A 25,306-nucleotide genomic window follows, 5' to 3' on the forward strand; every position below is an offset into this window, starting at 1 on the left:
TAAAAAACATGGAGGAACTGCCTATGAGATTCGTACTCATATTCGGACCGCAAGCGGTTGGAAAGATGACCGTTGGGCAAGAACTTGCTAAGATAACCCATTTGAAATTGCTCCATAATCACATGACTATTGATCCACTTGTGCCTTTATTCGGTTTTACACCTGAAATGTGGCGACTGTGTCATATGTTCCGAAAAGAGATATTCAAATCAGCAGTCTGCAGTAATATGTACGGCATTATTTTCACAACCGTATGGGCTTTTAACAAGAAAGAGGATTGGATGAATATAAATGAAATTTGCCAACTTTTTAGAGCAAAAGGGGCAGATATCTATTTTGTCGAATTAGAGGCATGTACCGATATTCGGCTTCAGCGTAATCGAACCCCGCATCGACTCGCTGAAAAACCAACGAAAAGAAACATTGAACAATCCGAGCAAAACTTGCTTGAATCAGTGAAAACGGATCGTCTGAACTCACGTCAAGGTGAAATAAAAGAAAAAAATTATTTACGGATTAATAATACTTATTTAAACGCCGAGCAAGTCGCCTTAAAAATAAAGCAGACATTCCATTTATAAAAATGGTTTGCGCTTCTTTAATGATTCGCATCAAAGATTTGATATACCTGCATCTGAAACCGAGAGTTAATGCAGAACTGAAACGTAAAAGAACCGAAAGACAGTTTGCTGTCTCTCGGTTCTTTATTGACTTTACTCATTATTTACCGCTGAATTCCTCTGAATAGCTGTTTAAGAGATCATGTTTTGCATTCCAAACCTTCCACGACAGATCCACAAAATAATTATGCGGATTTTCAAATCGGAGCACTTCAGCCCACTGGCGCTGAACCTGCTCTTGGGCAAATTTGCGAATTTCCTTTACAGAAGGACTCTTATAGCAAAGCGTCCCGCCTTTAAAGATCTGTTTGCGTAGCAACTCAGCCTTGTAGCGTTTTAATTTTTTCTTCTTCCATGTAAACACCGGATCAAACAACGTCAACGGCTTTGATTCATCGATCGTCTCCGATTCGTCACAAATGAGATCTGCAATCGCCTTATCTGCATCTTTATCATAAATACGATAAATTTTCTTAAAACCCGGGTTCGTTATTTTTTCTTCATTTTCACTAATCTTAATTCTTGGGACAACTTCCCCATTTTTTTCAACAGCAACAAGTTTGTATACACCGCCGAACACTGGTTCTGAACGTGCGGTAATCAACCGTTCGCCAACGCCGAACGAATTAATTTGCGCACCTTCGGCAAGTACATCTTTTATTATATGTTCATCAAGGGAATTGGAAATGACAATGATCGCTTTAGGAAATCCTGCATCATCTAACGCTTTTCTCACTTTTTTTGTTAAGTAAGTAATATCGCCGGAATCAATTCGTATCCCCAACGGTTCATGACCTTTCGCACGCAATTCTTTGAAGACTTTAATGGCATTCGGAAGTCCAGATTTCAGAACATTGAACGTGTCAATCAGCACCAGACATTGATCCGGATAAGCATTTGCCCATGCTCGAAACGCTTCCAATTCGCTGTCAAACAATTGGACCCAGCTGTGAGCCATCGTACCGGATACGGGGATATCAAACATCATTCCAGCCAATGTGTTGGCAGTCGCCGAGCATCCGCCAATCACTGCTGCACGTGCACCATAAATTGCACCATCATAACCTTGTGCACGTCTCGAACCGAATTCCATAACAGGACGATTGCCGGCAACACGGCAGATACGGCTCGCTTTTGTGGCGATTAAGGTCTGGTGATTAATTGTGACAAGAATCATCGTCTCAAGAAGCTGCGCTTGAATTGCAGGTCCTCGAACTGTTACGAGCGGTTCGTTAGGGAACACCGGATAGCCTTCAGGAATTGCCCAAACATCACAAGAAAATGTGAATGTTGAAAGATAATCAAGAAATTTTTCCGAGAAAGCCTTGGTTGAACGCAAATAGTTAATATCATCTTCTGTAAACCGAAGATTTTCGAGATATTCAATCAGTTGTTCCACACCGGACATGATACAATAGCCTCCGCCATCCGGAACCCTGCGAAAATACATGTCGAAATAAACAATCTGGTCACCTACCCCTTCAGCGAGATAGCTGTTCCCCATCGTTAGTTCGTAAAAATCAACCAGCATCGTGAGATCTCTGTCATTCCTCACGTCAAACCTGGATTCCATCGTCTAATTTCCTCCAATATATCATTTATGTAGTTTAAAGGTAGATGTTGAATCGAGTATACTATTGGGAAACAATCTTGTAAACTGTGACTTAATTCAAATCATTCGAGCACTGCAGCATATAATATAATTTGCTCGTTTCTTCACTGTATTAAAAACGAGTGTTCACAAAGCCTTAAATATAGGTTAAAGTTTTCTCAATATCGTTCATTTATTATATAATAAGATTAGGTGCACATACTGATCAGAAAATGAGGAGCTTCCCCGAATAGTATATTTCAAAGTTGACCCTCTATAAAATCAGCATGATGCGCTATTGGGAGGTGAAGTCGATTGCTGCCCTTTAATGTACTTTACGAAATGGAATGCCGTCTATTCAAAAAAATAAACCGTCACTTTGAACGTAAACTATGGAATGCTTATTTTCGCACAATCACCAATATCGGTGGCGCTGTATTGGAGATTCTGCTTGTCCTTTTTCTACTCATCTTTGCACACGGGCAATTGCGCTTGACCGCATTAGCATGCGCTGTATCCTTGACGATCAGCCATATTGTTGTCCAAGTATTTAAGCTGTGTTTCCCAAGAAAACGCCCTTATTTAATTCTTGATGGGACGAATCATCCAATCAATCCCTTGCAGGATCATTCATTCCCGTCAGGTCATACTACTGCCATTTTCTCAGTTATTATACCGCTTATTTTATTTCATCCGACACTCAGTCTTATTTTGCTTCCTATTGGTTTCAGTGTCGCTGTTTCACGGATATTTCTTGGACTACATTATCCGTCAGACGTCTTGGCCGGTATGCTGCTTGGCAGCGTCACAGGATATGTTTGCTTTTTAAAAATCGTCATTCCCTTCTAATTCTGCGGAAAAAGCAGTCGATAAATCAATCGGCTGTTTTTTTTGTACTATAAAAAAGTTTAAAATTCAGTGGAGTATAGTAATGCGGTCCGGCAAAACGCCGCGTCCTGCGGCTCACCGGACGCTAGGCCGTCCATGGCCGTCGCAACCAAGTCTTCGCCTTTGCCAGAGGCTTGGCGAAGCCATGTTTTCTAATATTTCATATTCTTTTTTGAAAAAAATGCTGGCTGAATCCCTTTGGATGATCATTTATTAAACCATACTCACTATAACCGAATTTACAACAACGTTTAGGAACCTGCACCCACTTTAATTCCAAATTAATGCTGAATAAACGCTGTTCTCCATCAGAAAAAAATTATTGCCTGATTCATAAAACATTCTTTTCGTGCAACATTCGCTGTATACTAAAAAAAGACCAAGTAACGGAGGGAAAACTGTGATAAAACTAATTGCCATTGACATGGACGGAACACTGCTGAATGAAAATAAGCAAATATCGATGCGAACGCAAAAAGTGTTAAAAACGGCTAAAGATCAAGGAGTTAAGGTGGTTTTATGCACGGGTCGCCCACTCCTTGGGATCAAAGAATTTTTAAATCTTCTCGGCTTGACTGATCAGGGAGACTACGCAATTACGTATAATGGCGGACTTGTGCAGCATGCGGATACAGGCGATGTGATCTCGGAAAAAGTATTGACTCGTGACCAGCTTCTTTCGATTTATGAGCTCAGTCAATCACTCAAGGTACCGATGAATTTTATCGATTTGCATCGTGTTTACTGTCCCCCTTATCCTGAGGGAATGCCTTCATTATACAGTCAAATTATGAAGGCGCTTCCTTTTGAACAAACCAATATGGAGCAAATTCCAGAATCATTTAAGGCGAACAAAGCGATTTTCTGTATCAGCCAGAATCTACTAGATCCCGCTATAGAAAAAATACCGAAGCGCTATTTTGAAAATTTTACCATGATGAAATCAAGACCCTTTTTACTTGAGATTCTAAATAAAGAGGTAGACAAGGGTAAAGGACTGCAAGCACTTGGAAACTTCCTTGACATTGCCCCTGAAGAAATGATGACGCTGGGTGATGAAGCGAACGATCTGGCCATGATTAAATATGCCGGACTCGGCGTCGCAATGGGAAATGCTATTGAGCAATTAAAAAATGAAGCGCAGTTTGTGACCAAAACAAACCGAGAAGACGGCGTCGCGTACGCCATTGAAAAATTTGTTCTTAATTAAAACCTATTCTAAATGATTCGGTTACGGTGGTTTACCTTTTGAGAACCTCTTTTTTCATCATTTATTTGCACCAATAAGTAGCTCGACAGTCAAAAGTTCTAAGCTGCTAAGAAATTCGTAATTCGTCCTGTACTTCAGGTGTTTCCTGCTTTTCTCGAATTATTTGCGTTATGGTTAAACGTGGGTTTCGGGCAAACAGGCAAAAAATCGAACGGCGCAAATAGACCATAACGGTCGCTTCAGAGACAATACCTTTCGATGGCGTGCGCAAATAACGAAAAAACAGTTGTGGCACTCTCTTTGAGTAGCGTAAGGCCACCATCTGAAGAAGTCCCAGCGCGATACAACTGCACATCATGTATCCTTCCATGGCGTTCACCGCTTGTAGGATTTGTTTCCGGGCGTTCCGGTCGACCACCTGATCCACCGGCTGAGATTCATCCTTTTTAAGGTAACGTTTCAGTTTCGGCATGGATCGACTCCAAAAATGATACGTGAAGGCTCCCAACGACTGTTTCATTGTCCGAAAGGTGGTTTCGATGGTAAAACGCCGAGCATAGAGACGTATGATCGCTTCGGGAGACAAGGTCAGATCCGTGCTTACCAGAATGTCCTGCCGCCCGCACATCTTAACCAGTACAAAGCGCAGTTCGTGATACATCCCCGTACCCCAAAGCAGATCCCGACAGAGATACGACACGGGTTCTTCTTTACCATACAACGGAAGTGTGACCGCCTGAAACGCGTCGCTTCGGGAAGCAAACAGGGTGTTCAGCTTGACCTTCGCCCCTTTCTTTCTTGGCCGCCCCCTTCGCCCCGTTTGAACGGGATACTCATAGGCCGCTGCGGAAGCTTTGGCTCGGGTTACCAGATCCAGTTTCACCGTCCCTTCCTGATTCCGCAGATCGAGTCGTTGAAGCGCCGGCACCGATAAAAAATAACGATCAAGGAGAAACAGCGCATGCCCCAGAACTTTAGCTGCGGCATAGCCTTGATCGATCATCTGAACCACATGCGAATCGTCACACGCTTTGTGACCGTCCTCCCAGCTAAAGATGCTTTTGACCCCGTCTTGAAGGTTAAGGAATAGAGGTAGGCAAAGGACTTTGCCTGTGGTTCCCATCAGGACGCCGACGGCGCCCCAGAGATGACCAAAGATGAAAGCAGATTTGGACACATCCTCGGACTCTTGATAAAGCTTCTTTACGCCCGGCATGTGTCGCGCTTCTTTCGCCTGTTTGACCCCATCGCCAACGAGAATCACGGCTTCTCCTTCACGCTTAAGTGGCGCAAACTGGAGCACAATGTGCAGCCATTTCTGACGTAAATCATCCAGTGACCAAGCAGAGGAGCGAAAAAAATGAATCATCGATTCATAACCTCTAGGATTGAGGGTCAAGTCACGAATCACGGAAGTGACCCCAAGAGAATCGGAGCGAATCATCAAACCGGTAATGATCACAACAAACCATTTGAATGCGGCGAATCTATGGAAACAAGAACGGAATAACAGAAGTATAGAATCGATAAATTTTAACATGGCACTAGTCAATCGCGAAGGAACAGGATAAACTAGAAGAACGATAACCCTTGGCGATTTTTCCTCTCTATTTGTGGTGAATTAGAGGATACCATAAAATCCCATTTAAGGGTTATCCTTTTGTTTTATTTACACAGAACTTTTCACTCTCCAGTAAGTAGGTCACGTAATAAAAAACGTTCGCCAGAAACGGGGAACGTTTTTTATATGACATCGTTTACTGATTATATTACTCTGAACAAGTAATTCGCTCATTGGATAGTCGCTCCAATTTGTAACTCCAAATACTAAGAATGGCAGCCGAGAGAACCATCAATGCCCCAATCCAAGTTGTGTTGATGAGTCCAATATGTTCGACAACGAGCCCGCCGATGAATGACCCTAATGCAACGCCGCCATTAAACGCGGCAATATTCACTGCTGATGCAACCGCTACGCCTTCCGGAACGAAGCGCTCGGCAAGCAGAACCGCGTAGAGCTGCAATCCTGGCACGTTCATAAACGCGAACAATCCCATAAATACAACCGTTAATAATCCAATCCATTTGTTTGATGCCGTAAAATACAAAAAGAAAATTGAAGCTGTTTGAAATAAAAACATATAAATTAGAGCTTTCATCGGATTAGCATTTGATACCTTTCCCCCGACTGTATTCCCAACCGCAATCGCTATTCCGTAAATAAACAAAATAAGGGCAACTGCACTCGGTGAATATCCAGAGATTTTCTCCAACAAAGGCGATAAATAAGTAAATACGACAAATGTACCGCCATATCCAAGAGCCGTGATTACGAATACGAGAAGCAATGGACCAGTTTTAATTAACTTGAATTGATCTGTAAACTTTATCTTAGTCGACTTTTTAAGATTTGATGGAATAAGAATGCTGTTCGCAATCAATGCGATCAGCCCAATAGCAACGATAATTACAAATGCTGCCCGCCAGCCAAGGATCTGCCCTATAAACGTGCCGATCGGAACCCCGGTTACAGTCGCAAGCGTGACACCTGTAAACATAATCGCAATTGCACTCGCTCTTTTGTTCGGTGCAACGATATCTGCTGCTATTGTCGAACCGATCGACATAAAAACTCCATGTGAAAATGAAGAAAGAATTCTGGCTGCAAGAAGTACAAAGATCGATGTTGCTCCTGCTGCAAGTGAGTTTGCAATGAGAAACACGATCATGATCAGCATCAGCAATTGCTTTTTTGGTATTTTTATGGTTAGAGAAGTCAGTACCGGAGCGCCTACTGTAACCCCCAGTGCGTAGAGCGTTACAGTCAAACCTGCAAGCGAATAGGACACATGAAATTCATTCATAATGAGTGGGAGAAGCCCCACGCTGATAAATTCAGTCGTTCCAATTGCGAACGCGCTAATCGCTAATGAGATTAGTGAAAACAAACTACCTTTTGAAGACATAAGAGATCTCCTTCCAAAAATAATGTTCATTACTGAGTGCATATGCTATTATGGAAGGTGCATCCCATTTCGACAAGTACGCACTTTTTTGTATGGTAGGTACTTTTTAGTAACAAATGGAGGTTTATAATGACGAAAAAATATAACATATCCGTTGAAGCGACACTTGAAGTGATTGGTGGGAAATGGAAACCGGTGATCCTTTGTCATTTGATCCACGGGAAGAAAAGAACCGGTGAACTGAAACGATTAATACCAAATATTACTCAAAAGATGCTCACGCAACAACTGCGTGAACTGGAACATGATGGCATTATAAATCGAATTGTCTATAATCAAGTGCCCCCAAAAGTCGAATATGAGTTAAGCGAATATGGAGATTCACTGAGAGAGATTCTTAGTTCACTCTGTAAATGGGGCGAACACCACATTGAAAAAACATACGGAACCACAAAGGATTATCTAGAAGACAGCGTACTTAACCGGTAATACAAAAGCCGTCCGAGAAATTGCCCCGGACGGCTTTTGTAATAGACTCATATGGCTTAGATCGAAAAATTAATAAGAATCAATAGGCTGCTTAGACTTTCTTACAAGTGCCATAACACCTGCAATAATCAACAAGATGCCCGGAATCAGCAATTCCGGAAGACTAAGCACGCCTGCTATAAGAATGAGTACACCAGCAGTTTTCGCCATTTTTAGCTTTAATAATAAAAATAATCCAATGGCCGTCAACAAAAAGATAATGATTGTAAACACCAAAATCATATTACCGAAGATTTGTGCAAAATGCACAATTTCATTAATCTGTTGCGGCGTTAAATTTTGCTCTTCACTTGCCGCTTTCAACTGCATCTGAAATGCCGAATAGTCTGCTGTAAGCAAGCGTATTCCGATTAGTAAAAATAAAAGGTTGATGCATCCGCCAATAATCGTTAAAGCAATTTCACCAGTTCTTCTCAAAATAGACCCTCCTCGAAGTCGTCGTTAATCCCGTTTATTCTTTTAAAACAGAATTAGGAACAATTTTTTCAAAAAGTTTATCTAGTTCACGTTCTCCAATCACTTTTTTCGGCAAAATGATCGCTGCCATTGGATTGATATAAAAGAAAAGATAGTCTGACGTTTCCGTGATCTTGACAATACCTGCCCATGAAGTCCTGTATTCTCGATCCGAACCTGCACCTTCGAGAAGACCTTCTTCTGTCAATTCAAGCCGCTCATCAAGGGGCAATTGATTCCCCATTTTTTCATCAATCATTTTTGAAAGGTTGCGTCGAACGCTTCGGAAAAAGAACTTAGGGGTAATGAAGAACCACACAATAGCGAGAATACAGAAGAAGATAAATAATCCCGGCATAAAATCACCGCCTACCATGGGAACGATCAGTGGAAAGAGAACAAAAATAAGTGAACAAAGACGTGCTGTCCATAACGATCGGCTCATTGCCTGTGAATGTTCGTAAGCTTTCAGATTAAAAGCAATGTAGTCTTCCTTTGTCAGCTGATAGCGTAAATCCAAGCATCTACACCTCTTCAAAATGGAAAATTGTACCTCACTAAAACTATACACTAATTTTCACGCTCGTTCACGAAGTTTCTATCTTGATATTGTTTTAAATTTTCGTAAAGAAAAACAAGACTCCTCAGAGTTATTTCTCTTTGGAATCTTGCTTGTTATTCATCAATGATACAGCTGTTGCATTTATCAATGTTTGCCGATTGTTAACTGCCCTTGTTCAAGAATGCTGTTTTTCACAACTGAGGTGTTTGAACCATCAATGCTAAGCAAGAAACTTGGTGCAAATGTTGATTGATGATCCGTAAAGAATCCTCTATTTGTCATATAACTTGTAATAACCACTTTGTTTCCTTTATTTTGAGGAACCGCAAAATGCGAATAAGTAAAGGTCAGATCTTGTGGATCAAGGTCCGTGTGAAGCACAAGTCCGCTCTTATTGAGTGGCTTATATGGTCCGGTCAATGAATTTGACACAAATCCAAGCATGTAAATATCTTTATCGGCAATCCCGTTAATCGTCATTTTAGCACCGCGTGAATCGGTGAACAGATACCATTTACCATTCATTTTGAAAACATTAGCTCGTTCGATTTCATCGGTAACAGTGTTAGAGGCGATCAGCGGCTTCAAGACCTTCTTTAATGTAAAGTCATTATTCAATTCGATGATGCCGAGTGCGCCATTTGCCAGCGACGCCAGCTGTTTTTTCGAACTGTTCAAAAGACTCTCTTTTTCAATTTTGTAGAATTCATAGCTCCCGCCATAATAAGCAGGGTTGTCAAATTGATCATCGCCTTGATATCCGGTTTCCGTTCCTGTATTCGATTCGAAAACAAGATACTTATGACCGTTGTCTTCAACGTAGTGAGGGTCGCGCAGTGTGTGATTGTCTCCTGATCCAAACAAGCCTTCATCATGGAACTGTTGAATATTTTGATAGATTGTGCCATCGCCGCCGTCAAAGATCGACTTATAATCTTGAATGCCGTCCACTTTAAGGTTATCTTGTCCTACTTGACTGACATTAATTTGCGCGGTTGTGAGCACCTGATTGCTGTCCCCTGTTCCCCCGACTTCCGGCGCTCCGGAGAAGTCTGTATAGAACAATCGCACTTTACCATCATTAGTCAGTGTCGCAGATCCCGACCATTCTTGTGTTTGGTGGCTTAAATACGGGTCATTAGGCACATTCTTGTCGCTGTTTTTGAACACGCGACCCGCGCTCTTCCAACTATCAATCGAGTTGTCACCAATCTTTTGATAGAAGAGATAGATGGTCGTATCATTTCCATCATTCGGGGCGCCAGCAAGTGCGAAAACGACATGATAGCCATGATAGTTTGCTGTCGTGCCATCAGCATTCTGTAGAGGCCAGCTGTCCCATACATCCAATCCTGCGACGGAGTCCAAATTTTTAACCGTTGAAGAATTAAATGCAGGAACTTCAAATTGGCTGCTTCCCTGCTGTTTCGCAACTTTCAGCATATCATAACGTGTGATATGCGAAAATCCATAGTCTTGATAGTTTTGACTTGCATGCTTTGCATAAGTTTGAGTTGTGCCTACTCCTAGAAAAAGTGCTGCAGCTGCGACTGCAACCGTCGCTTTTTTTAAGGTTGTTTGAATTGTCATTTCTCTGTCTCCTTTTTATCCTAATATTCTGTCTTTTTCGGTGTTTCGTTTGCCCATCATTTGATAAAAAGGTCCCGTACATTGCTATTTTTTATCTTTTTATACAAATAATGTAAATTTAATGTTAAAAAATGAGCTGAGAATCTGATCGAGCCACATCCGCCCAACGATCAATCCTCAACTGCCACCAATACCTCTTTTTCGCAAGTGTATAATTCACAATGCGATAAAAAAACGGCATTGGAAGACTGCAAGGCAGTCCAAATAGGTATGCTATCATTAAGGGGAGCATCAATAATAGCTAAGCAACACAACTTACTACGCAATTGAGCAAAACCATATAATATCAGGTCTGAACATGGTCGACACCTCCTCTTGATGGATTAATCGTAGCATGATTCGACATAAATGTATTAAAATGTATCATATACTCACATATATAGGAGGAACGACTTATGGAATATCAATTAGGAGAGGTTTTAAAAAGAGTTCGGCAATCGAAACGCTACACACAAAAATATATCGCCGGTGACCAAATGTCCCGCGCAACCTATGCTAAAATAGAGGCTTGTGACATGCAGCCAACAGTAGGTAAATTTATGCACATTTTAAAAAAACTTGATATATCCTATGAGGAATTAACTTACATACAGAATTCTTATAGTCTTAACGGCAAGGATGAAATCGTTCATGATTTTTTTAAACTTACCTCCAGTGAAGACATACAAAAAGTCATTAATCTCAATGCAAAGTGCGAAAAGTATTTAAAACAGTATTCTGATAGTGTCGTTCAAGACATTCATTATGTATGTAGTGCAATTTCTTCCATTCATTTTGAAAAGACCTTTGATCATGCATTTCCATATGCCAAAAAAGTATGGGAACGTTTGTCCAAACTGGACAATTGGTACTCAGTAGAATTGAAACTAATTAATAATATTTTCTTCTTCTTTCCCTTAGAAACTGGTATATCCATAGGAAAACGTGCACTAAAAGAAATTGATCGTTGTTCCTATATTATTAGAAGCGATGAACTAAAATCATCATATTTACTAAACCTAACTATTCTTCTGATTAAAAACAACAAATATGATCAAGCCTATCTATATGCCAATAAATCTATCGATGAATGCATGCGAATCAAAAGATTTGAAGCTTTAGCTGTAGCTTATGCAAGAAAAGGAATGATCTTGGTCAAAATGGAACAACAAAAAGATGGGCTTGTATTAATTAAAAAAGGATTATCCATTTGCCAAGTTCTCGATCTAGCCTCAATGCTTAATGCGCTTACACAAGAAGTTCATGAATTAACCTCAATTGATATTGAACTAAAAATTTGATCTCACAAAAAAATGGACCCTTCTCTTTCTCATCTCCCCTATGTTATTTCCCCAACCATAGAAGACTGAATTTTGGCATTTTTCGTCATTTGTTAATTTAATTTAGACCAAAATACAAAATTATTCTCAAACACTTTAAAAAGTTAATAGTTCACAAATAGCATAAGTCAACAGATCCTTTAATGGACCAAATGCAAAGTCCGCATCAAGGCGCTCGGTCCATTGATGCGCGTCGCGCCCGATCGGACCGAGATTCAAGACGGGTACAGATAGCTGCTCCATCGCTTCAAAAGGAATAGAATAACCGCGATTCCAGATCGGCATATTGTGAATCAGTTGATTCATTGACGACTGTTTGGCAGGCATACCGATATAACTTAGATCCGAAATTCCGCTAAAATAATGTTGTTCCTTTAACTCGACTTGATAATCTGTATAGGCGCGATACTGAATTTTTTCAACCGTCTCTTGAATCAGCCGGCGATGATGCGATTGGACTGCCGGATAAAAAGGAGGCGCATAGAACAGTACAATCATTGGTGCCAGCGCTTTGCAACGGATGGCCAGTTGATCTACAATCTGAATGGAAATTTCCCGATCATCTTTATCACCGCGTTCGGCAACCAAAGCATCAATAAGCGTATCAACGTGTTTGTCTCCCAATGACAGTCGTGCTTCATGAATTAATTCTTCAAATGTGAGCACACGCACCTTCCGTTCTGCTGCGGTGGAGCCGGTAAAATGTGCATACTGCTCTGCTTCCTTTTGATACAGCGCTTCGATTTTTCTCGCCGCTCGGTTTGCTTTTTTGAGCAACATTTCGGTTATATCTTCAATCGATCGCTCCAATAAAAACAGATTGAACAAGGTCACAGACCGATGTGGAATTTGAACAGAATAAGAATCCTTCAGTCCTTTTTGGATTAAATTCGTAGGTGGTGGAGCAGCTTTGCCTTCATCTTCATCACACAATTCAGTGCTTAATTCGATCTCCTCTGTTATCAGCGAGGCCATCAAATTGCCGTTTAAACCGGAAAAAGGCTCGCCAACATGCGTTTCTTTTCCATAGCACAAAAAACCGGGCATAACCTTGCCTATTGATCCGGTATAGATATAATTATTGTGATCTCCAGGATAGAGTGAAAACATTGGTTCGGAATTGAGAGCTGTGCAGTAGTCCAGTTTATGCTGCTTTTGTAAGTGTAGTAAATGAGGTACTGCTGCACGCATGCCGACGGAATTCACTTCCTCGTCTGGCACAGAAATAAGTAAGAGGTTACCGTCAAACACGCCCTCGCATGCTGACTCGATCAAAGACATATGAAGTGCAAGTCCGCTCTTCATGTCCATCGCTCCTCTGCCGAACAGCCAATTGCCAGAACCGAGATCATTGCGAACCTCATTTGGAAGATCATCCTTCTTCGCATAAAAAAGATCGGTCAATTTATTAATATCAAAAGCAAATTTTTTCCATTGTCCGTAATCCTGCACATCGACGACATCAAAATGGCTGAACAGTATAACCGTTTTAGCAGTAGGCTTCGGTGCACGAACAAGTGCAGATATAAATGATCGTCCATCATCTGTAGGTATTTCATTTAAGCATTCAGGATGTGTTTGAAAATAATTCAGCTCAGATAGCTTATGTAAAACCAGCTTAGGAAACTTCTTTTCGGCTTGTGAACCGGAAACACTCGGAACATGAACCAGGTCACTCAATAGTTCAGTTAATGCTTCTTTCGTCTGCCACTTACTCACCAGAACACCGCCCTAATGCTTAAAATGAGATCAGAATTAATCTTTATTATACAATGAATTGCAACTTTGCAAAAACTATTTATTTCATTGATTCATTGAATACAATCATCTTAAACTACTCATTCTTATCGCAATGTAGTGTCAAAAGTTCCTTTTCACGATTCGCGTCCATTCCCGCTTTCCATTCATGATTTGTTGGACGTGTCTTAAGCCATTCAGCAGTATCTCGGATAGTTTCCTGAATCGGTCGAAATGTAAGTCCTGCTTTGATTGCTTTCCTATTATCTACAGCTAGGAATCCATCCATATTCGCTTCTTTTGGGATCCAAAGCGGCACCTCCGACCAATACGCAACGCCTTGATTCAGCAAAAATTCCTCAGGAATCCATTGAAGACGTGCTGCCGGATTTAAAGTGTCTCTACATGCTTCAAGGAACTGCTTCATGGTGAGTGGTGAGCTCGGACCGGTCGCATGATACACACCGGTTTGTTTTTTCTCCACAAGATCAAGAACAAATGAAGCTAAATCTCGCACATCAATCCATTGAACGTGCGCCTGCGGATTTCCTGGTGCAAGCACGTTGCCACCTTTTTTCATACGCCAAGGCCAATAGGAGAAGCGGTCGGTCGGATCATAAGGACCTACGATTAACCCTGGCCGAACAATAAGTGAATGACCTGGAAACTTCTCTTGAACTGCCGATTCACAAAGTGCTTTGAGAGGACCATAGTTTCCATCGCCAATATCCTCGACGCTTTCATCCTTCAACTTGCCTCTGACCGCCTCCTCGTCTAGATTTTGCTTGCTGAAATCTTCATAAACAGAAATACTCGATATGAATGTATAGTGATCGGTCAAATGAGCGAGCAGGCTTGCCGACTTACGGACAACTCTTGGGACGTAGCCTGATGTATCAATCACTGCGTCCCATTTTCTGCCTTTCAAAACCTCCAGATCACCATCGCGTTCACCATGTAACTGTTCTATGTCAGGCAAAACATCAGAATGACTGCCTCGATTGAATAACGTAACAGAATGACCCCTTTTGAGTGCAAGCTCTGCAAGATGTCTTCCTAAAAAGACAGTACCACCTAAAATTAATAGATTCATGTATCTCTCACCCCACTTTATTAAATAGAACGAATTTAAGCAGCATTTCGTTACAAATCGTTCACCGTGTCTTGAATTTAGGCGATGATTCAGCAGGTATCTTTAATTTTTCTTTAATTCCGATATCAAGACGAGCATACAAGAAAGCTGCTAAGATACCGAAAAGGCTGACAATCACTACAATCACTGCTGATGGCAAAATGTTGACGAATGTGATCATCAAACTAGCTAAGATCATCCCAAAAGAACCACTCAAACCAGCGATTCCCATGTATAACCCTCTTTGACGATCAGGGGCAAGATCGGCAAGAAAATTCTGCCCAATCGGAACATATAATAGTTCGCCTACTGTCGTAATCAGCATCGCTAAAAAGAAAAGCAATGGGACCGTACCAACCATCATATAAACATAGCCTAAAGCGAACAACATAACTCCTGCAACAACCGTGACTCGCTGACTAATCTTTTGGACTAAAAAAGTGACCATGAATGTACAGCAAATGACTAAAAGTGTATTTTCAGATTGAAGCATGCCAAGCAAGTTCATCCCATTCAGATAAAAGCTGCCAATCAATTGTTGACGAGGTATCGCTTCAGTCATATGAATCGCTATATAGTTCGTCATTTGACACGAAATAGTTGCCAAACTAAAAGAAGCAAGAAAATACATGACAAATAAGCGATCTTTAATTAATCCGAAAAGGGTTTGCATCATTCCAACCTTTTTTATTGCTGGATCTTCATTGTCCTCTCCATCCTTTGACTTCCGAACAGGTTCAAAATCATCGGTGATTAATAAAAGCGTCGACAAAAAAGCGATAACATCAGATAGTGCAACGAGCAGAAAGAGAACAAAATAATACTTTTGAAAGAAAAAACCGCCAATTAATGAACCTGAAGCTAATGCAAGATTGACCAGCCAATACTGAAACTGGTACATATATTTTCTATATTCAGGCTGACTCGAATCAATGAGAAGTGCAGAAACTGCAGGCGATAACATGCCGAAAAAAAGCATACTGATTACGTAAAGAAGGAAGGTCAGATAAACATTATTCCACCACGGTGAATTGCAAAAAGCGATTAACGTGTACGTTACAATTGTCGTACCCTCGGCGATTAACATGATCTTTCGTCTTCCGATACGATCATCAAGCATTCCTCCGGTAATACCGCCAATGATTCCAGCAAGAATCACGCCGGCAAACATGATTCCTGTTAAGGATGTACCCACTCTCTGAGAGAAATAGATTGGTAAATAAGGCACAACCATGGTAAACGATGCATTCATTAGAAAATCAACGCAAAAGCGAATGCGAACATTTTTTCCAAAATGATTAAATAAATTATTCAATCGTCCCATTAGATTTAATTTATTTGACATGCGTGTTGTCTTCTTTCAAATAGCGTTCAACAACATTCATCTGTGCTTTGTACATTTCCGCACCAAATGCATACGCTATTTTTTGTGTATCACTCATGTTGTTTTTCCACTTCGCATTCGTTTGGTCAAGCCTGTCGGCAAGCACTGCGATGCGCTGTTTTTCTTCCTTTAACCATCCCTTCAATCCATCTTCAGAAACATGCCTTCCAAAATAGAGACGAACCAAGAAATCGGATTGAAACACATCCGTTTGAACTTCCGACCGCAAGTAATTCTGGAATTCCATTTCTCCTTCTTGGGTAATGTAGAACACATGCTTATTGGGCTTCCCTTCTTGAGTGACAATTTCTTTTCTCACCTTTCCCTCAATCTCAAGTTTCTTCAAGGTAGGGTAAATCATCCCATATCCTCCGGAGAAAAAATGTGAAAAAACTGTTTGAAACATCTCATTGATGTCATAGCCTGTTCGCGGCATATCCAGCAGCAGTCCAAGAATAACATCTCTGCCCTTCATAGTTATCACCTTCATATTCACATTGTTAATATAGATTTAATTACCATAATTATATAGTTGTTTCGGCGAAAGGCAAGATGCATCTTTTAAAAATGGCTGGAAATCCTATTATTGAATTTCCAGCCATATTAAAGATTTTTGTACGATTCACTTCATTGTTCCTGTAGATAGTCACTCGTCGTTCTCACCTTAGCAAAGCTTTGCAAAGCGGCAAGAAATGAAGTTTGTACTTGATCTGCTTGTATGGTGTCATCTTCTATGACCAAATCTTTTGTTGCACAGCCATCACCAAGCAGCGTACAACGATAACTAAGTTCAGCCGCTTGCCGTGTTGTTGAATCCACACACATATGGGTCATCATGCCGCAGATTACTAACGAATCGATTTGATTACTTTTTAGTACCTCCTGCAAACGCGTCTGAAGAAAACTATTTGGAAAATTTTTCTGTACAATAAATTCATTTCCATGATTTTTGGGAGTGAGTGCAGAATGTATCGCTGCCCCAAATGTATTTTCAAGAAAAAAAGTGGCGTTCGCAATTTTTGCGACATGCTGAATAAATACAATGGTTTTTCCTGTCTTACGAAAACGGTTGAGTACTCGCTCAATCTGATTGAGCGCAACCTCGGGTTTTTCAAGCTGCATCGTTCCCCCAGCAAAATAATCATTCTGGACATCAATAATAAGTAAAGCTTCAGTCATGATTGTCACCCTCCAAAAGATCTGATATGGTGATTGTACATGAATGGAAGTAGTGTTTTACAGTAGCGGATGAATGAAATCACTCTTCCATTTTTTCAATGTGAAAGGAAATCAACGATGGACGAACTCGACCCGATTATTAACTAAAAACAGCCGGCTAACTTGGAAACAACTTGGTGAGAACATTCATATGACGGGACAAGCAACAGGTCAGCGCGTTCAGAAATTAATCGACCAAGGAATCATTCGCCGTTTTACTATTGACCAGCACTATGATTCCATTCAGTTTATAACCATTTATAAGTCTTCGTCCGATTACAGAGGATTTGAACAGATGATCGCTGAAAATCCGAGTTGCATTGAGGCCCATAATATTTCCGGTGACGGATGTTATCTGTTGAAAGCCTGCTTTCCGGATGTGCAAAATCTTGATGAGTTCTGCACGCAGCTTTTGCGGTTTGGCAGGTATAAGGTGAACAGTTCAATAAGGCAGCTTGATTGCCACTAACCGTATAGAAAAATGGATCAGGAAGAAAACAAAGATGTTTTCTTCCTGATCCATAATTTTTAGAACATCTTTTTAGATGCTCCATTCAATAATTTGACCGCAGTGGCAAAGTCCCCCGCCAAATCCGTATAAAAGTAAACGATCATTTTTCTTAATTTTTCCTGTCTTGACGGCTTCTGATATCGCCAGAGCAATCGAAGCCGATGAAGTGTTGCCGTAATACTCTAAGCTGTAAAGAACTTTATCCATCGGAATCGCTAATCGTTCAAATATGGCTTCAATTAATCGCAAGTTTGCGCTATGCGGAATGAACCAATCAATATCCGAAATTTGTAATCCGCTGTTTTCCAGCAGTGCCGGGATTCCGGCGGTTACTGTCTTAACTGCCCATTTGAACACTTCACGGCCGTTCTGAATCATTTTTCCTGTATCAATGAGCTTTTCTCCATCCATAGTTGACGATAATCCTGTACGATAAAGGGCTTTACCGAGACTTCCGTCAGCACCCATATAAGAGCCGAGAAAATTGCCTCTTTCATCCGTATGTTCAACAAGCGCGGCACCTGCTCCATCACCAAGAAGAATGCATGTGGTTCGATCCGTATAATCCGTTACCTTTGACATTGTTTCAGCAGCAATCACGAGCACTTTCTTATTCAATCCGCTTGTAACAAGACCGTTCGCAACGTGCAGTGCATATTCAAAACCCGAACAAGCGGAACTTAAATCAATCACACCTGCATGTTTGAGTTGAAAGGCTGCTTGAACTCTCGCGGAGACACTTGGAAATCCATAATCCGGTGTGGTGGTCGAAACAATGACCAAATCCACATCAGTAAGGTCACTTTCATAACGGTAAACGAGATTACGTACCGCTCCGCAGGCCAAATCACTGGAAAATTCTTCAGGACCTGCAATTCGGCGTTCTTTCATCCCAGTCCGTCGAACGATCCATTCATCCGATGTATCGACAAGTTGTTCTAAATCGTGATTCGTCATTCGGCGTTCCGGAACATATGCCCCAATGGCCGTTATTGTCGCTTTTGATTCCAATCGATATCCGTCCTCCTTATTTCTAGCCTTTATATTATATCAGATATTAGTACTAGGTGCTAATATTTATATAAAAAAATGAAAACCGAAATAATTCGGTTTTCATCTTTAAATAATTATTCTCATTTAGGATTGTTCTGAGGTACCGGGTCTTTACCCAGGAACGAAGAATAAAACCAAATGTCTTTGTCAATTTTATTTTTTACAGCAATCAGCATATCATTGGTTACGGCATCGCCTTCTTGATCTGATAAGACAATGCCTTCTGCCAATTCGTCACGCAACTGTACCAGATCATCAATAGCGACCTGTACCATTTCGTTCTCATTCAATGGATTCGTGTATGGTTTTTCTTTAATCGTCGCATGCTCTAAGAATTCCTGAAGTGTCGAATAGGGTTGACCATCGATTTGAATCAGTCGTTCTGCCACTTCATCAAGAATCGCAGTTACTTGATCATATAATTCTTCAAATTTAATATGCAATGTGAAGAAACTTGGACCTTTCACGTACCAATGTAGTTGATGAATCTTTGTGTAGAACAAACCGAAATTTGCTACCTGCTGATTTAGAAAAGTTTTGGTTGTTGTGCCTTGCGCAACTGCCATAACAATCTCTCCTTTATTTATATTAATTATTTAACTATAATTATTATAATATAATTCATTACTACTGTCTAGTCTTAAAAATTCCGCAAAATGCATTGATTTTTTCAGTGTTCATTTTAACCGTTTACATTTACAATAGATAAAGGAAGGAGGAATTGCTGTGGAATCAATACTTCGAGCTTTAGTGGTCAATAAAAACAAAGAACATTTTTCAGTCGCAATGAAAAACATTACTATGGATCAACTGCCTAAGGACGATGTGGTTGTTAAAGTGCATTACTCCAGTATAAATTATAAGGATGCGCTTGCGTGCATGCCTGACGGAAAGATCGTGAACACATACCCTTTTATTCCAGGCATTGATTTGGCTGGTGTCGTTGTATCATCTGCAGATGATCGATTCAAGCAAGGAGACCAAGTCATTGCAACCGGCTATGGTATCGGCGTCAATCATTACGGCGGTTTTTGCGAGTACGCATCAATTCCTGGTGACTGGATTGTACCACTGCCCGATGAGCTTACCTTTAAAGAAGCAATGATTTATGGAACCGCCGGATTTACGGCCGCACTCGCCATAAACAAGCTTGAACAAAATGGTATGACACCAGAAAAGGGACCCGTGCTTGTTACCGGAGCAACCGGTGGTGTCGGAACAACAGCTGTAGCCATGCTTTCTAAGCTAGGTTACGATGTTACTGCAAGTACAGGTAAATCCTCGCAAACAGAGTATCTGAAACAACTAGGCGCAACTGCCGTCAAACCACGAAGTGCTATTTACGATGGAAAGATTAAAGCATTAGATAAAACACAATTTGCTGCTGCCATTGACCCTGTGGGAGGAGCGCAGCTCGCCTCACTTATCAGTAAAATTGCTTATGGTGGTACCGTCGCTGTCTGCGGATTAACCGGAGGCAGTAAGATTCCGACCACAGTTTTCCCGTTTATCCTTCGTGGAATTAATCTACTAGGCATTGACTCAGTGTATTGTCCGATGCCACTGAGAAAAACAATCTGGAAACGAATGGCAAGCGAATTAAAAGACAGTCAAAAGCTTTCTATGATAAAAAAAGAAATAGCGTTTCAAGCACTGCCGGATATTCTGCCAAAATTACTGGAAGGAAGTACTGTCGGAAGAATCATTGTGAACATAAATGAATAAGAAGAACGAAAAGCAGTGAACCATTAAAAAATGGATTCGCTGCTTTTTCATCAATATAGTCGCTTTCGATACCTCAGCCGATTTGTTATTGATCAGTTGTCGTAGTAATGCATTTTTAAAATAAAGGATCTGCGCTCCTGATCATTTTAATCCTTTACTCCCTCCTTTTTGATTCTTCATTTATTAGACGGACGAGAAGTGATTTTAGACGAATAAAAAAATATATTTATTAGTTGAATGTGATTATAGAAAAATTATCAATTTTAGTTGACTGTATAAACCAAATGTTGTTATTATAAAAAATGGTTAACACAGTTATCTATTTAAGGAGGAAGTGCTCAATTGGAATTAGATTCGGTTAAATCCTTGATTAGTGCTTATGAAGATGTCTCTATTTATACATCAAATATCGTTCACGAAGCTGTTGAAGATCTCATTAAAGCCCATGGCATCACATTTGAACAGCTTTGCTTGCTCCGGATGCTAGAGAAGAAGCCGGGACTCAGCCCGATTCAAATTGCGAATCTGCTCGATATAAATAAAAGCGGCGTTAGTATTCGCGTCAGTCGGTTAGTGGATAAAGGTTATATTGAAAAGCGGATGATTGATAATCGCAGCTTCGGATTGTACAACACAAACACAGGAAAGGCTATTTTTCTTGAAGGAGAACGTAAGATTCATGAGCTTGTAGGTAAATGGATCGAAGAAGTCGGCGAACAGGACAGCAAGGAATTTGTTCGTATCTATTTGAAGATCAACGAAATCATTATGAGACAGAAGGCGGACAAATGAAAAAAATGATCACATTGCGGTGGGTACTGCTTGGTATTTGGGTACTTGGCCTTGCAGTCCTTATGTTTACGGCTCCGAATTTTAATGCGCTTGTTCGTGATAAAGGCGGTTACTCATTGCCCGATAATTATTCGACACAGCAAGCCAGTAAACTAGAGAAAAAATTCAGCGAAAATAAAGATACAACCGCTTATATCGCTGCTTTCCATTCCAACAAGGGCTTTTCTCGAAAAGACTTAAATGCGATTGAAAAGACGTTAAACCGTGTTAAAGACAACAAAAAGGATCTCAAAATTGAGAGCGTCATCGATGTCTTTGATCATAAAGATTTAAAAGATCAGCTGGTTTCAAAAAACAATAAAACGTTAATGGCTGCCTTTCAAGTACAGAACGTAAATCCGACAGCCGTTCACTCACTTCGAAATAAAATCGATGCTGAAATTAAAACAGACGGTGTCAAAACCTACTTAACAGGTCAAGAATTGATTAATGATGACATGAATTCAGCAGCTGAGGCAGGCGTAAAAAGAACAGAGGGTCTTACACTCATCTTCATCCTCGTTGTTCTTTTCCTTGTCTTTCGTTCTGTTGTCGCACCGTTTGTGCCACTCATTACCGTTGGCATCAGCTATATCGTTGCACAATTTGTGGTTTCATTTCTTGTAAACTATTTCAATTTCCCAATTTCAAACTTTACGCAAACATTTATGATCGCTGTCCTGTTCGGTATCGGAACCGATTACTGTATTCTCCTTTTAAGCCGATTTAGAGAGGAACTTGCAAAGGGAAATGATAAATATCAGGCGACACTGGCAACGTTTCGAACGGCCGGGCTGACTGTACTGAAAAGCGGAATTCCTGTTTTTATCGCCTTTCTCTCACTTGCATTCGTTGAATTTAACCTCTACCGAAGCGCGATTGCTGTCGGGGTTGGTGTCATCTTCCTGTTGCTTGCCCTCTTTACGCTGCTCCCTCTTTTCATGACCACACTTGGAAAACACCTTTTCTGGCCGATGAGTGGAAAAATAAAGGAACCAAAAAGCGATCTTTGGGCAGCTGCCGGCAAGCTTGCTTTTGCACGCCCGATCGTTGCCCTGTTAATCGTTGCTTTATTTACGATACCGCCGATCATTACTTATAGTGGGCAGCTTTCCTTTAATTCACCTGAAGAATTGCCAAATTCCTATGGAGCAAAAGCAGGCTTTAATGTCATTTCCAAAGATTTCGGTGCCGGTAATATGTCTCCGGCGACAATCTATTTGCAAAATGATGACAACATGCGCTCATCGGATTATGTTGCGCTGATTGAACGCATCTCCCTGGCAATAAAAAAAGATCCGAATGTTGATAAAGTGATGAGCGTTTCACGTCCGCTCGGAAAACGACTGAATGACATCTATGTAACCAAACAATCGGATACCGTTCATAAGGGGCTGAAAAGTGCCTCCGGCGGATTAGGAACCTTGCAAAACAGTCTGCAAACAGCAAGTAAGAAAATTGATAAGTCTCAGCCACAATTGAATTCTGCAATAACCGGCATCGACAAACTGCAAACCGGAACATCCGCTACAAAAGACGGAGTTCAGAAAATACAAACCGTACTGGCGCAGATCTCGGATGGAATTAAGTCCGGTTCAGCCGGAACAGCGGAAATCAGAAAAAATGTTCAAGATGCTCAGAAACAGCTGAAACAGCTCCAAACCGGTCAAGAACAAATTCAGAATGGCTATCAACAGGTGGCTGACAACTTGCAAAAAGTCTCAGACCAACTTGGCCAATTCTCATCATCAGGATCCGGCAGCCAGCCAGCAATCGACACAAGCGATTTGGAAAAGACACTTGGTCAGATTCAAATAAATTTGCAGGTGTACATCAAATCCCATCCGGAAGCGATGCAGGATCCGAATTTTGTTCAATTAGCAACCGGATTAAAGCAGTTACCGACCGTTATGGAAAATCTTCAGAACAATATCCAAACTGAGATTACCAATCAAACGAAAACAGCTAAAGCGCAAATCACTCAGCTGAACAGCAGCATTCAACAATTGGCTGATGCGATGAAGCAATTGAACGCTCAGTCCGCAAAAGTGTCGCAGGGAATCAGCAGCTTTCAATCCGGGCTCACTCAACTAAACGACGGTCTTGGCAAATTGGGAAACGGATTAAATCAGGCAAGCAGCGGTCAAGACCAAGTCATCCAAAACACACCACAGTTGACCAATGCACTCACACAAATTGCTTCCGGGCAAAAGCAGTTAAGGAGCGGCTTCAGTGATGTGCAAGATCAAATGCAGACACTGTCCGGTGGGCTTGCAAAAGGTGCAAATGGTGCAAAGAAAATTAAGAACGGTGTTAATTCAGCGAATGATTTTATCGGCAACTGGACCAAGGTTTCCTATGAACAGTCAGGGATCTATGTGCCGGATCAAATCTTCACAAATAAGAGTTTTAAAGATGCCCTTGATCAATATATGAGTAAAGATGGCAAAATCACAAGCATTCAAGTGACTTTGAAAGATGATCCTTACTCAAATAAAGGGATTGCTCATTTTCAAGAATTCAAAAAGGAACTTCCGTCTATTTTGAAAGGAACGAAGCTCGAAAATGCACATGTGGGGATCAGCGGCATCTCTAGTTTTAATAGTGACTTAAAGCAGCTCTCAAGTTCAGATTATCAAAAAGCCGTTACCTTTGTCATCATTGGTGTGTTCATCGCACTCGTCATTGTCTTGCGGTCATTGACTATGCCGATTTATTTAATGGCATCTCTCCTTTTGACCTACTTCTCGGCAATGGGTTTTTCGGAATTAATTTTCTCAAAACTGTTCCATTTCTCCGGACTAACGTGGACAACGCAATTTTTCGGATTTATTGTACTCGTCGCACTTGGCATTGATTACTCAATCTTTGTCATGGAGCGATTCAACGAGTACGCAAATCGGGCAATACGAGAACGTATGCTGCTGACGCTGTGGCATATGGGCAGCGTAATCTTCTCAGCTGTGCTCATTCTGAGCGGAACCTTCGCAGCAATGATGCCTTCCGGAATGCTCTCGCTTGTTGAAATTGCCAGCGTCGTCATTATTGGCTTGATCCTTTATGCAGTGGTGATTATCCCATTCTTTGTTCCGGTGATGGTCAAATTGTTCGGCCGTGGCAATTGGTGGCCTTTTATACCGAATAAAACAAAGTTGATTGATTCAAACGATTCACATTCAATATAAATAAAAAAATAAGGCCTCATACAGTGATCATAAACTGTACGAGGCTTTTTTTAGTAATTGAGCATTTTTTGCAATATGTACTGGCATTCGCCTTTACCTGGATAATCCCCTATTCTTCCAATCACTTGAAAACCAAGTTTTTGATAAAACAGCGGTGCCTGATAGCTCATGGTCTCCAGCAGAACCATATCGCAATGGTGCTCGCGTGCCTCCTGCTCGATTCGTTCAATCAGCTTTGTCCCGACTCCTTTTATCCGATACACTTCACTCACTGCCAGCAGGCTGACGTGAAGTGCGTTCCAATGAAATTCAGCCGCCGCTCCGCCTATCACTTGTCCCTGATCATCATACATTGCATAACTAATTTTTCGGAGCTTCCTGTCTGCGAAGGCAGGCCGTTTCTCTTCCGTATTCACTTGCAATTCATGATCGACCCAATCCTTGATTTCATCATAATCGGCTTTCTTAATTTCCACTCAAAATTCCTCCAGCATTAAATAAAATCAAAACTTAAATGCGCCTGACGCATAGTAGTAAATTAATGTCGCAATCACGTCGATTGCACACACAACCGCGATAATCGTTACCACCTTGCTTCTTTTTGTCTTTTCAGCACTTGGCTTTGCTTCTTTCTTGTCCATTTGTCCGCCCTCCGACTTGCATCATATTGCTTTATTTTATCACATTTCTTTATTAATAGCTGTGTGTTCTCAATGAGT

Annotated in this window: 24 protein-coding genes; 9 read left to right on the forward strand and 15 right to left on the reverse strand. The window is 41.0% G+C overall.

The window, feature by feature from the left end; genetic code table 11:
* The first annotated feature begins 23 nt into the window (after window positions 1-23).
* Window positions 24-581: a DEAD/DEAH box helicase family protein gene (locus tag NOM01_RS15310; RefSeq protein ID WP_255749373.1), complete on the forward strand. Its 558-nt coding sequence runs from the start codon at window positions 24-26 to the stop codon at window positions 579-581.
* A gap of 139 nt (window positions 582-720) precedes the next feature.
* On the opposite strand, the gene NOM01_RS15315 is transcribed toward NOM01_RS15310, so the two are convergent.
* A complete protein-coding gene (locus NOM01_RS15315) occupies window positions 721-2,193 on the reverse strand; it encodes a nicotinate phosphoribosyltransferase (protein ID WP_255749375.1) in 1,473 nt (490 codons plus the stop codon).
* Between the two features lie 336 nt (window positions 2,194-2,529).
* Between NOM01_RS15315 and NOM01_RS15320 the strand changes: the two genes are divergently transcribed.
* Both NOM01_RS15320 and yidA read left to right on the forward strand, forming a co-directional pair.
* Window positions 2,530-3,060, forward strand: coding sequence for a phosphatase PAP2 family protein (locus tag NOM01_RS15320; protein ID WP_255749417.1), 531 nt, complete (start codon window positions 2,530-2,532; stop codon window positions 3,058-3,060).
* Window positions 3,061-3,499: 439 nt separating this feature from the next.
* Window positions 3,500-4,309, forward strand: coding sequence for a sugar-phosphatase (yidA, locus tag NOM01_RS15325; protein WP_255749377.1), 810 nt, complete (start codon window positions 3,500-3,502; stop codon window positions 4,307-4,309).
* Between the two features lie 106 nt (window positions 4,310-4,415).
* Here yidA and NOM01_RS15330 read toward each other — a convergent pair whose 3' ends face one another.
* Complete coding sequence (locus tag NOM01_RS15330; RefSeq protein ID WP_255749378.1) at window positions 4,416-5,849, reverse strand: transposase; 1,434 nt, start codon at window positions 5,847-5,849, stop codon at window positions 4,416-4,418.
* 229 nt (window positions 5,850-6,078) lie between these two features.
* Window positions 6,079-7,305 (reverse strand): MFS transporter, encoded by a 1,227-nt coding sequence (locus NOM01_RS15335; protein WP_255749380.1) that lies wholly within the window; start codon window positions 7,303-7,305, stop codon window positions 6,079-6,081.
* A gap of 96 nt (window positions 7,306-7,401) precedes the next feature.
* Here NOM01_RS15335 and NOM01_RS15340 point away from each other — a divergent pair, with 96 nt between their 5' ends.
* On the forward strand, window positions 7,402-7,764 hold the full coding sequence (locus NOM01_RS15340) for a winged helix-turn-helix transcriptional regulator (RefSeq protein WP_370646163.1): 363 nt from the start codon (window positions 7,402-7,404) through the stop codon (window positions 7,762-7,764).
* Window positions 7,765-7,833: 69 nt separating this feature from the next.
* Here the strand turns inward: NOM01_RS15340 and NOM01_RS15345 are convergent, their stop codons facing one another.
* From NOM01_RS15345 to NOM01_RS15355, 3 genes are all read right to left on the reverse strand, one after another.
* On the reverse strand, window positions 7,834-8,241 hold the full coding sequence (locus NOM01_RS15345) for a DUF4064 domain-containing protein (protein ID WP_255749383.1): 408 nt from the start codon (window positions 8,239-8,241) through the stop codon (window positions 7,834-7,836).
* A 34-nt stretch (window positions 8,242-8,275) separates the two neighbouring features.
* A complete protein-coding gene (locus tag NOM01_RS15350; protein ID WP_255749385.1) occupies window positions 8,276-8,800 on the reverse strand; it encodes a YcxB family protein in 525 nt (174 codons plus the stop codon).
* A gap of 186 nt (window positions 8,801-8,986) precedes the next feature.
* Window positions 8,987-10,432 carry a glycoside hydrolase family 68 protein gene (locus NOM01_RS15355; RefSeq protein ID WP_255749387.1) on the reverse strand — a complete coding sequence of 482 codons (1,446 nt, stop codon included), beginning with the start codon at window positions 10,430-10,432 and terminating at the stop codon, window positions 8,987-8,989.
* Between the two features lie 455 nt (window positions 10,433-10,887).
* Between NOM01_RS15355 and NOM01_RS15360 the strand changes: the two genes are divergently transcribed.
* Window positions 10,888-11,772, forward strand: coding sequence for a helix-turn-helix domain-containing protein (locus tag NOM01_RS15360; protein WP_255749389.1), 885 nt, complete (start codon window positions 10,888-10,890; stop codon window positions 11,770-11,772).
* A gap of 135 nt (window positions 11,773-11,907) precedes the next feature.
* Here NOM01_RS15360 and NOM01_RS15365 read toward each other — a convergent pair whose 3' ends face one another.
* From NOM01_RS15365 to NOM01_RS15385, 5 genes are all read right to left on the reverse strand, one after another.
* Window positions 11,908-13,530 (reverse strand): M20/M25/M40 family metallo-hydrolase, encoded by a 1,623-nt coding sequence (locus NOM01_RS15365; protein WP_255749391.1) that lies wholly within the window; start codon window positions 13,528-13,530, stop codon window positions 11,908-11,910.
* 115 nt (window positions 13,531-13,645) lie between these two features.
* Window positions 13,646-14,641, reverse strand: a complete 996-nt coding sequence (locus tag NOM01_RS15370; RefSeq protein ID WP_255749394.1) for an NAD-dependent epimerase/dehydratase family protein — start codon at window positions 14,639-14,641, stop codon at window positions 13,646-13,648.
* 61 nt (window positions 14,642-14,702) lie between these two features.
* Complete coding sequence (locus NOM01_RS15375; RefSeq protein ID WP_255749396.1) at window positions 14,703-16,025, reverse strand: MFS transporter; 1,323 nt, start codon at window positions 16,023-16,025, stop codon at window positions 14,703-14,705.
* On the reverse strand, window positions 16,015-16,539 hold the full coding sequence (locus tag NOM01_RS15380) for a PadR family transcriptional regulator (RefSeq protein WP_255749398.1): 525 nt from the start codon (window positions 16,537-16,539) through the stop codon (window positions 16,015-16,017). Before NOM01_RS15380 ends, NOM01_RS15375 begins: the two co-directional genes overlap by 11 nt.
* A gap of 152 nt (window positions 16,540-16,691) precedes the next feature.
* Window positions 16,692-17,243, reverse strand: coding sequence for a cysteine hydrolase family protein (locus NOM01_RS15385; protein ID WP_255749400.1), 552 nt, complete (start codon window positions 17,241-17,243; stop codon window positions 16,692-16,694).
* 73 nt (window positions 17,244-17,316) lie between these two features.
* Here NOM01_RS15385 and NOM01_RS15390 point away from each other — a divergent pair, with 73 nt between their 5' ends.
* Window positions 17,317-17,751, forward strand: coding sequence for an Lrp/AsnC family transcriptional regulator (locus NOM01_RS15390; RefSeq protein ID WP_255749401.1), 435 nt, complete (start codon window positions 17,317-17,319; stop codon window positions 17,749-17,751).
* Window positions 17,752-17,823: 72 nt separating this feature from the next.
* Here the strand turns inward: NOM01_RS15390 and NOM01_RS15395 are convergent, their stop codons facing one another.
* Window positions 17,824-18,804: a ketoacyl-ACP synthase III gene (locus tag NOM01_RS15395; protein ID WP_255749403.1), complete on the reverse strand. Its 981-nt coding sequence runs from the start codon at window positions 18,802-18,804 to the stop codon at window positions 17,824-17,826.
* Between the two features lie 122 nt (window positions 18,805-18,926).
* A complete protein-coding gene (locus NOM01_RS15400; RefSeq protein WP_255749406.1) occupies window positions 18,927-19,412 on the reverse strand; it encodes a Dps family protein in 486 nt (161 codons plus the stop codon).
* 160 nt (window positions 19,413-19,572) lie between these two features.
* On the opposite strand from NOM01_RS15400, the gene NOM01_RS15405 reads away from it, so the two are divergent.
* The 3 genes from NOM01_RS15405 (at window position 19,573) to NOM01_RS15415 (ending at window position 24,587) form a co-directional block, all read left to right on the forward strand.
* Complete coding sequence (locus NOM01_RS15405) at window positions 19,573-20,571, forward strand: acrylyl-CoA reductase family protein (RefSeq protein WP_255749407.1); 999 nt, start codon at window positions 19,573-19,575, stop codon at window positions 20,569-20,571.
* Window positions 20,572-20,913: 342 nt separating this feature from the next.
* Window positions 20,914-21,363, forward strand: a complete 450-nt coding sequence (locus NOM01_RS15410) for a MarR family winged helix-turn-helix transcriptional regulator (protein WP_255749409.1) — start codon at window positions 20,914-20,916, stop codon at window positions 21,361-21,363.
* Entirely contained in the window at window positions 21,360-24,587 is a 3,228-nt protein-coding gene (locus tag NOM01_RS15415; RefSeq protein ID WP_255749411.1) for an MMPL family transporter, read from the forward strand. Before NOM01_RS15410 ends, NOM01_RS15415 begins: the two co-directional genes overlap by 4 nt.
* A 50-nt stretch (window positions 24,588-24,637) precedes the next feature.
* On the opposite strand, the gene NOM01_RS15420 is transcribed toward NOM01_RS15415, so the two are convergent.
* Together NOM01_RS15420 and NOM01_RS15425 are read right to left on the reverse strand one after the other, a co-directional pair.
* Window positions 24,638-25,063 carry a GNAT family N-acetyltransferase gene (locus tag NOM01_RS15420; protein ID WP_255749413.1) on the reverse strand — a complete coding sequence of 142 codons (426 nt, stop codon included), beginning with the start codon at window positions 25,061-25,063 and terminating at the stop codon, window positions 24,638-24,640.
* A gap of 27 nt (window positions 25,064-25,090) precedes the next feature.
* Window positions 25,091-25,228, reverse strand: coding sequence for a hypothetical protein (locus tag NOM01_RS15425; RefSeq protein WP_255749415.1), 138 nt, complete (start codon window positions 25,226-25,228; stop codon window positions 25,091-25,093).
* Window positions 25,229-25,306: the final 78 nt, after the last annotated feature.

This window comes from Sporolactobacillus sp. STSJ-5, assembly GCF_024385605.1.
GTDB lineage: Bacteria > Bacillota > Bacilli > Bacillales > Sporolactobacillaceae > Sporolactobacillus.